We start from the raw sequence: 13,479 nt of genomic DNA, 5'->3' as shown, positions 1-13,479 counted from the left end.
GGATCTCAGCGCTGGGGCGCGACCAGCCCGGCGTCGTACGCGGCGATCACCAGCTGCAATCGGTCCCGGGCACCGAGCTTGGTCAGCAAACGCGCCACGTGCGCCTTCGCGGTGGCGACGCTGACCACCAGCTCGGCGGCGATCTCGCCGTTGGACAGGCCGCGGCCGACCAGTGTCAGCACCTCCCGCTCCCGCTCGGTCACACCGGTGAGCACCGGGCGCGGGCGGGCCGGTGTGGGCCGACCGGCGAACTCGGCGATCAGCCGGCGCGTGACGCTCGGCGCGAGCAGCGCGTCGCCGGCAGCCACCACCCGGACCGCCCCGAGGATCTCCTCCAGTGCCATGTCCTTGACCAGGAAACCGCTCGCCCCGGCCCGCAACGCGCCATAGACGTACTCGTCATCGTCGAACGTGGTCAGCACCAGCACCCGGGTCGCCCCGCCGGCCGCGGTGATCCTCCGGGTGGCATCGATGCCGTCCATGCCCGGCATTCGGATGTCCATGAGCACCACGTCCGGCCGGAACTGACGAACCAGTCCCACCGCCTCCGCGCCGTCCGACGCCTCGCCCACCACCGCCATGCCGGGCGTGTCGTCGATGAGCACCCGCAGGCCCGCGCGGATCAGCGGCTGGTCGTCGGCGAGCACGACCCTTACGTGTACGGCGCCGCCCGGCGCGTTCACGCGACACCCGCCGGCGTCGGGAGCCGAGCGAATACCCGGAAGCCTCCGCCCGGGCACGGACCCGCGCTGAGCTCTCCACCGAGCATCGCGGCCCGCTCCCGCAAGCCGGCGAGCCCGAAGCCCGGGGCCGCCACCGCGTCGCCGTGTCCCGGGCCGTCGTCGGCCACCTCGACCGCCAGGTCCCGCTCGCCATAGTCCACGGTCACCCGGCAACGGGCGGCGCCGGCGTGGCGTACCACGTTCGTCAGCGCTTCCTGCACGATCCGGTACGCCGACAGTTCGATCTCCGGTGGCAGCAACCGCTGCTCGCCGCGCCGGGAGAGCTCCACCCGCACCCCGGCATCCGCAGTGGACTCCGCGAGCCGGTCGAGGTCCGCCAGACCCGGCGCCGGGTCCCGAGGCGGCACGTCCCCCGTGGCGTCCGGACCGGCCCCGCCAGCCGGGCGGCGCAGCGACACGAGCGTGCGGCGCAGCCCGGCGAGGGTCTCCCGGCTGGTCGCCTCGATCGTGCGAAGCGCCAGGCGGGCCTCGTCCGGCCGGGTATCGATGACCCGGGCACCCATGCCGGCCTGGATGGCGATGATCCCGACGCTGTGCGCGACCATGTCGTGCAGTTCGCGGGCGATGTGCAACCGCTCAGCTGTCACCGCCCGCTCGGTCGCCTGCGCCGCGATCGCGGCCGCGTGCTCGCGGCGCTGCCGCGCCGAGTTGCCGATCGCCCACGCGGCCACCCCGGTCAGCGCGACGATCGCCACGGTGCTGCGGTAGAGCTGGTCACCGGTGGCGTAGAAGCTCACCGCGGCGACCTGAACGGCGACGACCATCGCGGCCGCGGCCAGCGACACCCGTCGCGGCCGGGCCGCCGCCGTCACCGCCAGCGCCACGTCCACCGCGAGGACCTGACTGTATGCGACCCCCCATACATGCGCGGTCACCGTGACCAGCCACGAACCGGCCAGCATCAGCGCCAGCACCGGTAACGGGTACCGCCGCAGCAAGCCGGTCGGCAGCAGCAGTGCCAGCATCGGCAGCAGCGTCCCCCGGTACTCCGGCACCATGGTCAGCAGCACGACCGGGTACGCCGCCGCGCCGCACCAGGCCAGCACCGTCCAGGCGAGCGAGGCGGGCGGGCGCGTCGGCGATCCGGGGTCGGGCATGCGGCGATGCTATGCGAGGCGGCGGCGCCCGGCATCGGCCTGCGGGCGTACGCCCACGGGCTACCCCTGCGCCGGCCGTTGTGTGCCGCGGCCCGATGCCCGGAGCAGGATCACCCGGCACGGTGAACAGCGTGATCGAACTACGCCACCTCACCAAGCGGTACGGCCGCACCACCGCGGTCGACGACCTCACCTGTACCATCGGGCCCGGCCACGTCACCGGCTTCCTCGGCCCCAACGGCGCCGGCAAATCCACCACGCTCCGGCTGATCCTCGGCCTGCACGAGCCGAGCGGCGGGACCGTCACCGTGAACCGGGTCCGCTTCCGGGACCACGCGCGAGGGCTACGCCACGTCGGCGCGCTGCTCGACGCCGGCGACGTGCACGGCGGACGCAGCGCCACCGCGCACCTCACCGCGCTCGCCGTCAGCAACCGCATTCCCCGCCGCCGGGTGGCCGAGGTGCTCGCCGAGGTCGGCTTGAGCGCTGCGGCCCGGCGCCGGGTCGGCGGGTACTCCCTGGGCATGAAGCAGCGGCTCGGCATCGCGGCCGCGCTGCTCGGCGACCCGCCCGTGCTGCTGTTCGACGAGCCGTTCAACGGCCTGGACCCTGAAGGGGTGCGCTGGGTGCGGGAGCTGTTCGGCCGGCTCGCCGCGCAGGGGCGGACCGTGTTCGTCTCCAGTCACCTGATGAGCGAAATGGAGCACACCGCCGACCGGCTGGTCGTCATCGGCCGGGGACGCCTGATCGCCGAAGAGCGCTTGGCTGACTTCGCCGCCCGCAGCGCCAACCCTAGCGTCACCGTACGTACGTCCGCCCCGGCCGCGCTCGGGGCGGCGCTGGCGGGGGCCGGCGGCGCGGTCGACACCGACGGCACCGGCACCCTAACGGTGACCGGCCTGGCCGCGGAGCGAATCGGCGAGCTCGCCGCCGCCCGGGGCATCGCCGTGCACGAGCTGTACACCCGCACGTCATCATTGGAGGAGGCGTTCATGCGGCTCACCGCCGACAGCGTGGAGTACCAGGCCGGGGAGGAGCGATGACCGCCCTGCGCACCCGGACGGCCTCGCCCACCGCCCGGCCGGCGGAGACGGAACCGCGTGCCCGCTTCGCCGACCTGCTCGCCGCGGAGTGGATCAAATTCTGGTCACTGCGCTCCACGGCCGGCGGCCTGGCGCTGATCGCGGTGCTGATCGTCGGCTCGGCCGTGCAGCAAGCGATGTACGACCGGGACAACTGGGGCCGGTGGAGTCCCGAGGAACGGGCCGCGTTCTACCCGCTGCGCGACGCGTTCGTCCACAACTCGTACCTGGTAGCCATGCTGGCCGCCGGCGCGATCGGGGCGGTGACCCTGGTCAGCGAGTACGGCAGCGGCCTCATCCGCACCACATTCGCCGCGGTGCCCGCCCGGCGTTCCCTGCTCGCGGCCAAAGCTTGCGTCCTGGCCGGCGTCATGTCCGCCCTCGGCGCGCTCATCGCGGTCTCGGCGTTCCTCGCCAGCCAGGCCATCCTGGCCGACCACCACGCCGGGCTGTCGATCCGCCATCCCGGCGTACCCCGGGCGATCACAGGCTGCGCGCTGCTGCTGCCGGTCTGCGCGCTGGTCGGCATGGGCATCGCCGCACTGCTGCGCCACCCCGCCAGCACCATCGTCACCACCACCGGGGTCCTGCTGTTCCTGCCCCTGTTCTTCAGCCCGGAACATCGGTGGAGCCGGGAAGCACGAAACACCATGCCACTCGTGGCCTACGACCGGCTGACGGATATCAACCCGCACCCATGGGGCCTGTACCCGCCAAGCCTGGCCGAGGCGTGGGCCGTGTTCGCCGCCTGGCCGCTCATCGCGCTGCTGATCGGGCTGGCCGTCGTGCACCGCCGGGACGTCTGACGCCGGCCGGCGAGTGCGGGGCTGCACCGGTGGAAGCCGGCGAAGAACCGGGGCCGGACCTGGTGCCACCCCGTGATGCGGCACCAGGCGCAATCAGGGGTCAGAGGCGGGCGGCCACGGCGGAGCGGAGCTCCGGGAGGCGGGCGTGGAGCAGGCCTGGGCACTGGGTGTTGTTGAAGTCCTTGTGGCCGTAGATCTCGGTGGCGGGGATGCCGTACTGGTGGCAGGTGAACGCGCAGAAGGCGATCAGGCTCGACCACAGCGCGGCCGGGGGTTGTTCGGTGAGGTAGGTGCCCTCGTTCTCGATGCCGATGGCCTGGTCGTTCTGGCCGACGCAGTGGGCGCCCTGCACCATGGTCTGGCTGTGCAGCAGCGCGTACAGGCTGCCGTGGCGGCCCTCGGTGAGCCAGCCGCCGCGGCTGTTGGTGAAGTGCTGGCCGCTGTCGATCCAGCCGTTGCCGTCCATGTGCAGGTCCTGGATCTCGCGGGAGGCGGCGAAGGCGTGCGCGCGGGACGTGTCGGTCGAGTTGGCCAGCGCCGTGTGGTGCACGATGATCTTGTTCGGGCGGTGCTGGACGATGGTGAGCGGGCCGGCCGGTGGGCGGGCTCCCCAGGCCCCGCAGCTGTCGATCGACGGCTGGTCGGGTGCGGCCAGCGCCGCGCCGGCGGAAGGGTCGGCGACGGTCAGCAGCGCCGCGGCGCCGCCGAGCAGGACGGCGCCGCGCAGGGCGTCGCGACGGGTGAGACGGGCCATGGCGCGAGCCTCCCGGAACGTCGGTGCTAACTTACCGGATCCATAGAAGTTCGTAAACTTCCTGCACCGCGGCACATTACACCTGCTCAGCGCGCTGTGTCCATCGAAGTCTGTCACGACAAATTTAGATGGATGCCTATTGAAAGTTTCCCACCACCGTGAGCTAATCGGCGAAGCTATCTGCCACCACCGGAGCAAGGAGGCGCATCGTGTCCAAGAGAGCCCTGGCGGCACTGTCCCTGGCGGCCGCCCTCGTCACCACGGTCCTCACCGGCAGCCCGGCCTCTGCCGCCACCGTCACCTACGGCCAGGACGTCTCGGGCCATCAGGGCAACGTCAACTGGGCGGCGCAGTGGAACGCCGGCTCGCGGTTCGCGTACGTCAAGGCGACCGAGGGCACCTACTACACGAACCCGTACTTCGCCCAGCAGTACAACGGCTCGTACAACATCGGCATGATCCGGGGCGCCTACCACTTCGCGATCCCGAACGGCGGCGGCGGGGCCGCGCAGGCCGACTACTTCGTCGCGCATGGCGGGGGCTGGTCCAAGGACGGCAAGACGCTGCCCGGCGCGCTGGACATCGAGTACAACCCTTACGGCGCAACGTGTTACGGGCTGTCGCAGGCGAGCATGGTGAGCTGGATCCGCGCGTTCCTCAACCAGTACCACACCAGGACCGGCCGCTGGGCGACCATCTACACGACGACCGACTGGTGGGTCACCTGCACCGGCAACTACAGCGGCTTCTGGGCCAACTCGCCGCTGTGGCTCGCCCGGTACAGCAGCAGCCCCGGCACTCTGCCCGCCGGCGCGCCGACGTGGTCGTTCTGGCAGTACTCGAGCACCGGCCCGTTCGCCGGCGACTCGAACCAGTGGAACGGCGCCCTCGACCGGCTCAAGGTCATGGCCTGCAACGGCCCCTGCTGAGCCCAGCGCCCGCGCACGGCACGAACGCCGGCGCCTGACAGCACCGCACCTGCGCCGAGCCACCGCGTCACAGCGGCAGAGGGATCCCCTCGCCGCAGCGGGGCTCGGCGCAGGCCCGCATCAGCCCGAGGACGCGCACCGACGCCCCGTCCAGCGAGTCCGTGGACGGTGCGACCGGCGTGGACGGTGCGGCCGGCGTGGACGGTGCGGCCGGCGTGGACGGTGCGGCCGGTCCCCGCCCGCGGGACCTGCGGGCGGGGACCGGCCTGGAGGGGGAGTAATGCCTCAGCCAGGGCGGACGCCCGTGCCGTCCCTGTGGTGACGGCCCGGCGTTCGCCGGCATGCCGGGCGCCGTTACAACGGAACGGTCCTCCTCACGGATGGGTCGCCTTCAGGACACCCTTGTAATAGACCTCGACACCGCCGGACTTGTACGACGTGCCCAGCGTGCAGCGCGCGTAGGAGCCCCGGGTGTCGCCGGCCCAGCGGAACTGGCCGTAGTACGGCTTGCTGCCGCTGGACTGGGCGGCGCACTTCACGAAGCCGCGGTACTGCCAGTCCGGTCCGTTGCCATCACACCAGCCCCCGTATTGCTGCGGATGACACTCACCGATCCAGCCCTGATCGGCGTGCGCGGTGGCACCCCCTGCCACCGTGAGCGCGGCGGCCGCGGCCACCGCGACGCACGCCCCTGCGATCCGTCGAATCATCGACACCTTCCTTCCCGGTGGACGGCAATGCCCTGGTCGGCGGATTGCCTTGCCTCGTCCACCATGGACGGTGCGGGAATTGACCGACAGTGCACCGGGCGCCGGACAAACAACGCCGGACAACCCGCGGTATCGTGCTGACCCCAGATCGCGGAGGTGCAATGGTGGGCCGACCCGAGAAGCCGGTGGATCCTCAGGCCGGTCCGGTGCAGCGACTCGCGTGGCAGCTGCGGCAGCTGCGCGAGCAGGCCGGCAGCCCGAGCTACCGGACCCTGGCCCGCCGGGCCCACTACTCGGCCAGCACGCTCGCCGAGGCGGCGAAGGGCGACCGGCTGCCGTCGCGGGAGGTCACCGTCGCCTACGCCGAGGCGTGCGGCGGCGACCCCACCGAGTGGAACGCCCGCTGGGAGGCCGCCGCGGCGGACCGGCCGGCGCGGACCGCGCAGGTCGAGGAGCACTGCCCGTACCGGGGACTCGCGGCCTTCCAGCCGGAGCAGGCCGAGTGGTTCTTCGGCCGGGCCGAGCTTATCGACCGGCTCCGGGCGAAGATCGACCGGCTGCCGGTCGTCGGCGTGTTCGGGGCGTCCGGCAGCGGCAAGTCCTCCCTGCTGCGGGCCGGCCTGATCGGCACCCTGCCGAAGACGTGGCGCACGATGCTGATGACCCCGACCGAACACCCCCTCGACGCGTTGTCCGACCTGGTCACGAAGTTGTCCGGCGCCGACCGGCACCGCGTCCGGGAGGAGCTCGGCAGCGACCGGTCCGCCCTGGACGTCGCCGTGCGCGGCGCGCTCGCGGCCGCGCCGCCGGACACCCGGGCACTGCTCGTCGTCGACCAGTTCGAGGAGGTGTTCACGCTGTGCGCCGACCCGGACGAGCGCCGCACGTTCATCGCCGCGCTGCTGGACGCCGCCCGCGGCGAGGACCGCCGCACCACGGTCGTGCTGGGCGTGCGCGCGGACTTCCTCGCGCACCTGAGCCGGCACGCGGACCTCGTCGACGCGCTGCGCGACGAGGCGCAGCTGCTCGTCGGGCCGGTGACCGGCGGCGAGCTGCGGGAGATCATCACCCGGCCGGCCGCGCTGGCCGGGCTGAGCGTCGAGCCGGACCTGGTCACCACGGTCCTCGCGGACGCGGCCGACGAGCCCGGCGCGCTGCCGCTCGTCTCGCACGCGCTGCTGGAGACCTGGCAGCGCCGCGACGGCGCCACCCTCACCCTCGCCGCGTACCACGCCGGGGGCGGGGTCCGCGGCGCGATCGCACAGACCGCGGAGCGGGTCCACGCCGGCCTCGACCCGGCCGAGCAGGCGGCGACCCGCCGGATCTTCCAGCGGCTCACCGCCCTCGGCGACGGCACCGAGGACACCCGCCGGCCGATCGCCCGAGCCGAGCTCGACGGCGTCGCCGACCCGGGCGTCACCGCCGTGGTCCTGCACGAGCTCACCGACGCCCGCCTGGTCGTCCTCGGCGACGGCACCGTCGAGGTCGCGCACGAGGCCCTGATCCGGGCCTGGCCGCGGCTGCACCGCTGGCTCACCGACGACCGCGCCGCGCTCGTCGCGCACCGGCGGCTCACCGACGCTGCCCACACGTGGCGGACGCTGCACCGTGACAGCGGCGCCCTGTACCGGGGGGCGCAGCTCGCCGCCGCGCAGGGCCTGACCGGGCTCAACCAGCTGGAGTCGGCGTTCCTCAGGGAGAGCAACGACCTGGCCGAGGCCGAGCAGGCCGGGGTCCGGCGGCAGGCGCGCCGGCTCAAGCGGCTCGTCGCCGGCATGGCCGTGCTCCTGGTGCTCGCCGTGCTCGGCGGCGCCGTCGCCACCCGGCAGCGCCAGGACGCGCGTCGGCAGCAGGTGGCGACGCTGGCCGAGGAGGTGTCCCTGCGCTCCCGGTCGCTGCTGGCCACCGACCCCGAGCTCGCCGGCCTGCTCGCGGTCGAGGCGGAGCGCCTGCACTCGACCACCGAGTCCCGCGGCGCCGTGCTCAGCGCCGCCGTGGCACCGCGCCGGCGCGAGCTCAACGTCGGCGGGCCGTCGATCTACGCCGTCGCCTTCGACCCCGGCCGCACGCTGCTCGCCTCCGCCGCCGGCGACGGCGCGATCGGCCTGTGGGACCCCGTCCGCGGCACCCGCACCGGCACGCTGACCGGGCACACGGGGCGGGCGGCGAGCGTCGCGTTCAGCGGCGACGGCACCCGCCTCGCGTCGGTCGGGATCGACGGCGCCAAGGGCTCCGTCATCGTCTGGGACACCGCCACCCGGCGGCAGCTGCACCGCTTCGACGCCGACGGCCTCGGCTCGGCGATGGCGTTCAGCCCCGACGGCATGACCGTCGCCGTAGCCAAGGGCGCAACCATCGCGCTGTTCCACGTCGGTACCGGCGGCACCACCGTCCTCTCCGGACTGGGGCACGCCGTGGCGTCGGTGACCTTCAGCCACGACGGGTCGCTGCTCGCCGCCGCCGGCGGTCAGGCGCCCAAGGTGTGGGACGTGGCCGCGGGCACCGTCGTGGCCGAGCTGCCCACGCAGCACGTGTTCTCCGTCGCGTTCGCCGGGGAGGGGTTCACCCTGGCCGCCTCCTCGGAGGACCGGGGCGTCACCATGTGGGACGTCACCGGCGGGCGGGCCACGGCCCTGCCGGCGCTGCCGGGCAACGGCGGATACTCGTGGGCCATCTCCGCACCGGCCGGCGGCCGGCTCGCCGTCGCCGACGAGAACGGCGCCATCACCGTCTGGGACCTGCGTCGCCGCGAACCCCTCGAGACGCTGCAGGACCGCGGCCGCACCGAGACGGTCACCGTCGTGCTGAGCCGGGACGGCACCTACCTGGCCTCCGCCGGCTTCAACGGCACGATCGTGGTGCACGACCTCGCCGCCCGGCCGTTCGGCGCGTTCACCGCCCGGGTGCACGACGTCAAGGTCAGCCCCGACGGCACCACCGTCGCGTCCGCCGGCAGCGACGGGACGGTCCGGCTGTGGGACACCGCCGGGAAGGCGTCGACCGTCCTGAGTGGACACGGCGACGAGGTCCAGGCCGTCGCGTTCCACCCGGGCGGACAGATCCTCGCCGCCGTCACCCGAACCAACACCGTCACCATCTGGGACGTCCGGCTGGGCAAACCCGTGACGGCGCCGCTGCGCACCAACGGGTCGGGGGTCACCACCGACCTCGCCTTCGACCCCACCGGCGGGTTCCTCGCCGCGGCGACCCTCGGCCCCTCGATGTGGGACGTGCGCGACGTCGGCGCGCCGGTCGACCGCACCGCGTCGCTCGACCCGCGGATCGTCACGTCGCTGGTGTTCACCCCCGACGGCCGCCGCCTGGTCGGCGCGAGCGCCGGCGGCTACGTCAACACGTGGGACACCGCGACCGGACGCCTGCTGAGCCGGGTCAACACCGGGCAGAGCGCGGTGCAGGACATCGCCGTCAGCCCCGACGGCGGCCTGCTCGCGACGGCGGGCGACACCCGGACCGTCAAGCTGTGGGACACCGCGACCGGCCGGGAGCTCGCCGTCCTCAGTGGACACACCGCGCCGGTGCAGGTGCTCGCCTTCGACCGGGACGGCCGCCGGCTCGCGTCCGCGGGCGACGACCACTCCGTCATCGTGTGGGACGTCGCCGGCCGGCGGTCCGTCGCCACCCTGACCGGCCACACCGCGCGGGTCCGCGGGCTCGCGTTCACCGCGGCCGGCGCGCTCGTCTCCGGCGCCGAGGACGGCCGGATCGTCAGCTGGTCATTCGACGTCGTCGCCGCGCGGGACCGCATCTGCGCCGGCCGCGCGCTGACCCGGCAGGAGTGGGCCTCGCACCTGCCGTCGGCCCCGTTCCGCCCGACCTGCGGCCGGTGAGCACTCGGAGGGCAGGCCGGGACGCCGAGCTGGATCCGTCGATCGTCGCGGCGGTCCTGGCCCTCGCACGGCCCGCGCTGGAGCTGGCGGTGCTCGAGGACTGGGAGCACGAGGACGACGAGATCGCCGACGGCGGCCGGTACGCCGGCAGCTACGGCGGACTGCCGCGCCTTCCGCCCGGCGTCGACTGGCCGGCCGTCGGCGGCGAGCCGCTCACCCTCCTCGCCCAGCTGCGCTGCGACGCCCTCGCCGGCCTGCTGGGCGCGGAGTGGACGCTGCCCCGTGACGGCCTGCTGCTGTTCTTCGCCGCGGTCTGGCGCGACGAGCCCGACGCCGGCAGGGTGCTCCACGTGCCCGACGCCGCGCCGGTACAGCAGGCGCCAGAACACGCGGAGGTCGTCCCGGCGCAGCCGCTCGGCGCGTGGCCGGTCCGGTCCGTGCCGGAGCTCGACGACCCGGCGCTGCGCACCCTGCTGCACGCCACGGGCCCGGCGCTCATCGACGTGCTCCGGGCGCTCGCACCGGAACACACCCCGCACCAGGTCCTGGGCCGGCTCGGCGACGGCTACCACCCGCAGCGGCCCGGCACCAGGCCGCTGCTCCAGCTGGAGGGCGAGGAAGGCACCGCGTGGGGCGAGCTGGTCCGGCTGGCGTTCGTGGTCCCCGACGACGACCTGCGGCAAGGCCGGCTCGACCGGGTCCGGATGACCTACGAGGTCGCCTGACCGCTCGCCGGCCTCGCATCGCCGGGGTTGCCATCGCGGCGCAAGTCGGGTGCGCGCATTCAGGTGCCGGCCGGACCGCCGATCGTGCCCGGCGTGACCGCCGACCATCGCGCCCCGCTGCGCCACGTCGCCGCCACCTTCGGCGTCACGGCCGCGGGCGCGCTCTGGTACGTGCTGTGGACGGTCACCGGCATCGGCCCGGCCGCCGTGTCCTACCTGCCGCTGCCCCTCGCCGCGGCCGGCGCCGCCGCGGCGGTGCTCGACCTGCTGCGCCGCGCCCCGCTCACCCCGCCGGCCGTCCGGTTCTGGCGGCTGATGCTGGTCGCGTTCGGCCTCGTCGGCGCCGGGTACACGGTCCTCGCCGTCGCCGGGTTCCGCGACACGTCGATCCTGCCGCCGATGCCGCTGCCGGCGGCAGCCCTCGCCGGCGCCGGCTTCCTCACCGCGATGTGGGCGATGGTGCGGGTCCCGCTCGGCATCGCCAGCGCCGGCGAACGCTGGCGGCAGTGGCTGGACCGCGCGATCGCCTTCCTCGGCTGCGGCACCGTCCTGTTCCACTTCGGCCTGGCCCCGGTGATGACCGCGGCCACGCCGTGGAGCACGCAGACCATCGTCCTGCTGGGGCTGTCGCTCGCGCTCGCCGCCGGCGGCATCACCAAGGTCGCCTACATCCGCGGCGGCCCCATCGACCGGTCCGCGCTGCGCCTGATCGGCTCGACCGGCCTGACCGGCGCCGTCGTCGCGCTGCTGCTCATCCACGGCGGCGACGCCGGCTCCGTCGCGGACCAGGCGGTGGTCATGCCGTTCGCGGCGGTGCTCGGCGCCCTCGCCGTGCGCCGCCAGTGGCAGCACGCCGCCGCCGGACGTGGCCGCGCCGGGGCGTGGCTGCCCTACCTGGCCGTCGCCGCCGTCGACGTGCCGCTCATCGCCGTCATCCCCGGCGAGCTGACCACGGCCGACCGGTTGGTGATCGCGGCGTCGGTACTGGTGACAGGCCTGGTCACCGTCCGGCAGTTCGTCGCGTTCCGGGAGAACGCGCGGCTGCTCGCCGACAAGCGCGCCTCCCAGGAACGCCTCGAGCACGACGCCACCCACGACGGCCTGACCGGCCTGCCCAACCGCGCCCTGTTCCGGCAGCGGCTCGCCGCCCAGCTCGAACGCGGCGACGCCACCGTCCTGCTGGTCGACCTCGACGACTTCAAGACGATCAACGACTCCCTCGGCCACGACGTCGGCGACCACCTCCTCATCGCGGTCGCCGCCGTGCTGCGCCGCGAGACCGGCACCGACGGCCTGCCCGTCCGCCTCGGCGGCGACGAGTTCGCCGTCCTCGTCACCGACCCGACCGCGCTCGGCGAGACGATCGCGCAGCGCGTCCTGGACGCCTTCACCGGCCCGCTGAGCCAGCACCGGCTGCTCGTGCACGCCAGCGTCGGCATCGCCACCGCACCCGCCGGCACCGCGCTGGACAGTCTCCTGCGCGACGCCGACGTCGCCATGTACGCCGCCAAGCAACGAGGCAAGGCCAACTGGGTCCGCTACCACGACGGCATGGCGCAGCCCGTCGCCAGCCACGCCCAGCTCGGCGGCGAGCTGTGCCGCGCCCTCGACGCCGGCGAGTTCACCGTGCACTACCAGCCCATCATCGCCATCCGCACCGGCCGCATCGTCGGCGTCGAGGCCCTCGCCCTCGACGACTTCGGCACCGGTGAGTCGTCCCTCAGCCTGCTCCGGGCCTTCCCCGCCGCCATCATCAAGCTCGACAAGTCCTTCGTCGACGGCATCGAGCTCGACCCCCAGGCTCCCCGGAAGCCGACGCCAGGCAGGCCGTCGCCCGCGCGGTCGTGCAGCTCTCCCTGGCCCTCGGCCTGGACACCGTCGCCGAGGGCATCGAGAACGCCGCGCAGGCGGACCGCCTCATCGAGCTGGGCTACTCGCTGGGCCAGGGCTACCACCTGGCCCGCCCCATGCCCGCCGCCGAGATGACCCAGCTCCTGTCCACTCAGCGCGACCTCGTCTCCCCGTCCTGACCCTCCTCGGCGACGAGTGCTCGCCGTTGCGCGATCAGCGAATCCTGAGAGGCAGCGGCCAACGCGCCAGGACGAGTCACGTCAGGCCGTTGCTCGCGTGGGCCGGTATCGCAGGGCGATCACCCCCGACCGGAACTCGTGGCGGTCCACGAGCTCGAGCTGGATGCGTTCGCGCAGGCCGGTGAGCAACGTCGGTCCGTGTCCGGCGAGGACCGGCTGTACAACGAACACGTATTCGTCGATCAGTCCCAGATCTGCCAACGCCAGGGGGAGTGTCACGCCACCCATGAACAGGCCTTCGCCTGGCTCCTGCTTGAGCCGTTGAACGGCTTGCTCCAGGTCGCCTCGCACCAGCTCGGCGTTCCAGTCGGCACCGTTCAGCGTGCTCGACACGACGTACTTCTTCGCCTGGTCGATGGTCTCGGCGAACGGGATCTGCCACTCGCCCATCCAGTCAGGCCAGGCGCCTGTGGCCGGCTGCCGCCACGCCGACTCCATCATCTCGTAGGTCACCCGGCCGAAGAGCAGGGCGTCGGCTCGTTGCATCTCAGCGGTCCAGTACCGCATCGACTCCTCGTCCGGGGCGATCCCTGCCTCGTGATGGCAGCAGCCGTCGAGTGTGACGTTGATCGAGTATCGAAGTGGTCTCATCTCGTTGTTCTCCCTTGATCCGCGCAGCGCGTTTTCACCGGTCCGTACTCAGACTGCTGTCGGCGCCATTTCTCATCGGTGTCCGACCCCACCTCCTTAACACC

At 73.5% G+C, this 13,479-nt stretch carries 11 protein-coding genes and 1 pseudogene; 7 read left to right on the top strand and 5 right to left on the bottom strand.

What is annotated here, in order from left to right:
- Positions 1 to 5: 5 nt before the first annotated feature.
- The gene (locus ABD332_RS28050; protein ID WP_344505172.1) at positions 6 to 683 is read right to left on the bottom strand and encodes a response regulator; all 678 of its coding nucleotides are present in this window, start codon (positions 681 to 683) and stop codon (positions 6 to 8) included.
- Entirely contained in the window at positions 680 to 1,840 is a 1,161-nt protein-coding gene (locus ABD332_RS28045) for a sensor histidine kinase (RefSeq protein ID WP_344505171.1), read from the bottom strand. Before ABD332_RS28045 ends, ABD332_RS28050 begins: the two co-directional genes overlap by 4 nt.
- A 131-nt stretch (positions 1,841 to 1,971) precedes the next feature.
- Here ABD332_RS28045 and ABD332_RS28040 point away from each other — a divergent pair, with 131 nt between their 5' ends.
- Together ABD332_RS28040 and ABD332_RS28035 are read left to right on the top strand one after the other, a co-directional pair.
- Positions 1,972 to 2,883, top strand: a complete 912-nt coding sequence (locus ABD332_RS28040) for an ABC transporter ATP-binding protein (RefSeq protein WP_425552296.1) — start codon at positions 1,972 to 1,974, stop codon at positions 2,881 to 2,883.
- On the top strand, positions 2,880 to 3,728 hold the full coding sequence (locus tag ABD332_RS28035) for an ABC transporter permease (protein ID WP_344505169.1): 849 nt from the start codon (positions 2,880 to 2,882) through the stop codon (positions 3,726 to 3,728). The genes ABD332_RS28040 and ABD332_RS28035 overlap by 4 nt, the downstream gene beginning before the upstream one ends.
- A 100-nt stretch (positions 3,729 to 3,828) precedes the next feature.
- On the opposite strand, the gene ABD332_RS28030 is transcribed toward ABD332_RS28035, so the two are convergent.
- On the bottom strand, positions 3,829 to 4,482 hold the full coding sequence (locus tag ABD332_RS28030) for a peptidoglycan recognition protein family protein (protein WP_344505168.1): 654 nt from the start codon (positions 4,480 to 4,482) through the stop codon (positions 3,829 to 3,831).
- Between the two features lie 209 nt (positions 4,483 to 4,691).
- On the opposite strand from ABD332_RS28030, the gene ABD332_RS28025 reads away from it, so the two are divergent.
- The gene (locus tag ABD332_RS28025) at positions 4,692 to 5,411 is read left to right on the top strand and encodes a lysozyme (RefSeq protein ID WP_344505167.1); all 720 of its coding nucleotides are present in this window, start codon (positions 4,692 to 4,694) and stop codon (positions 5,409 to 5,411) included.
- A 374-nt stretch (positions 5,412 to 5,785) separates the two neighbouring features.
- Here ABD332_RS28025 and ABD332_RS28020 read toward each other — a convergent pair whose 3' ends face one another.
- Positions 5,786 to 6,121, bottom strand: coding sequence for a hypothetical protein (locus ABD332_RS28020; protein ID WP_344505166.1), 336 nt, complete (start codon positions 6,119 to 6,121; stop codon positions 5,786 to 5,788).
- Positions 6,122 to 6,285: 164 nt separating this feature from the next.
- Here ABD332_RS28020 and ABD332_RS28015 point away from each other — a divergent pair, with 164 nt between their 5' ends.
- From ABD332_RS28015 to ABD332_RS28000, 4 genes and pseudogenes are all read left to right on the top strand, one after another.
- Positions 6,286 to 9,969 carry an nSTAND1 domain-containing NTPase gene (locus ABD332_RS28015; protein ID WP_344505165.1) on the top strand — a complete coding sequence of 1,228 codons (3,684 nt, stop codon included), beginning with the start codon at positions 6,286 to 6,288 and terminating at the stop codon, positions 9,967 to 9,969.
- Entirely contained in the window at positions 9,966 to 10,694 is a 729-nt protein-coding gene (locus tag ABD332_RS28010; RefSeq protein ID WP_344505164.1) for a DUF1963 domain-containing protein, read from the top strand. Before ABD332_RS28015 ends, ABD332_RS28010 begins: the two co-directional genes overlap by 4 nt.
- A 315-nt stretch (positions 10,695 to 11,009) precedes the next feature.
- Positions 11,010 to 12,164: pseudogene (locus ABD332_RS28005) on the top strand (diguanylate cyclase domain-containing protein); the annotation flags it as partial.
- A gap of 374 nt (positions 12,165 to 12,538) precedes the next feature.
- Positions 12,539 to 12,724 carry an EAL domain-containing protein gene (locus ABD332_RS28000; protein WP_344505163.1) on the top strand — a complete coding sequence of 62 codons (186 nt, stop codon included), beginning with the start codon at positions 12,539 to 12,541 and terminating at the stop codon, positions 12,722 to 12,724.
- A gap of 81 nt (positions 12,725 to 12,805) precedes the next feature.
- On the opposite strand, the gene ABD332_RS27995 is transcribed toward ABD332_RS28000, so the two are convergent.
- Positions 12,806 to 13,375 (bottom strand): dihydrofolate reductase family protein, encoded by a 570-nt coding sequence (locus tag ABD332_RS27995; RefSeq protein WP_344505162.1) that lies wholly within the window; start codon positions 13,373 to 13,375, stop codon positions 12,806 to 12,808.
- Between the last annotated feature and the right edge of the window lie 104 nt (positions 13,376 to 13,479).

Origin of the sequence: Dactylosporangium maewongense (assembly GCF_039531485.1) — a bacterium.
GTDB lineage: Bacteria > Actinomycetota > Actinomycetes > Mycobacteriales > Micromonosporaceae > Dactylosporangium > Dactylosporangium maewongense.
The sequence above is the reverse complement of the archived record's forward strand: the minus strand, read 5'-3'. Positions and strand labels throughout refer to the sequence as shown.

Bases quoted from the DNA above. Each gene is read 5' to 3' on its own strand.
- ABD332_RS28045 (WP_344505171.1), bottom strand. From the start codon at position 1,840: ATGCCCGACCCCGGATCGCCGACGCGCCCGCCCGCCTCGCTCGCCTGG.
- ABD332_RS28035 (WP_344505169.1), top strand. From the start codon at position 2,880: ATGACCGCCCTGCGCACCCGGACGGCCTCGCCCACCGCCCGGCCGGCG.
- ABD332_RS28030 (WP_344505168.1), bottom strand. From the start codon at position 4,482: ATGGCCCGTCTCACCCGTCGCGACGCCCTGCGCGGCGCCGTCCTGCTC.
- ABD332_RS28020 (WP_344505166.1), bottom strand. From the start codon at position 6,121: ATGATTCGACGGATCGCAGGGGCGTGCGTCGCGGTGGCCGCGGCCGCC.
- ABD332_RS27995 (WP_344505162.1), bottom strand. From the start codon at position 13,375: ATGAGACCACTTCGATACTCGATCAACGTCACACTCGACGGCTGCTGC.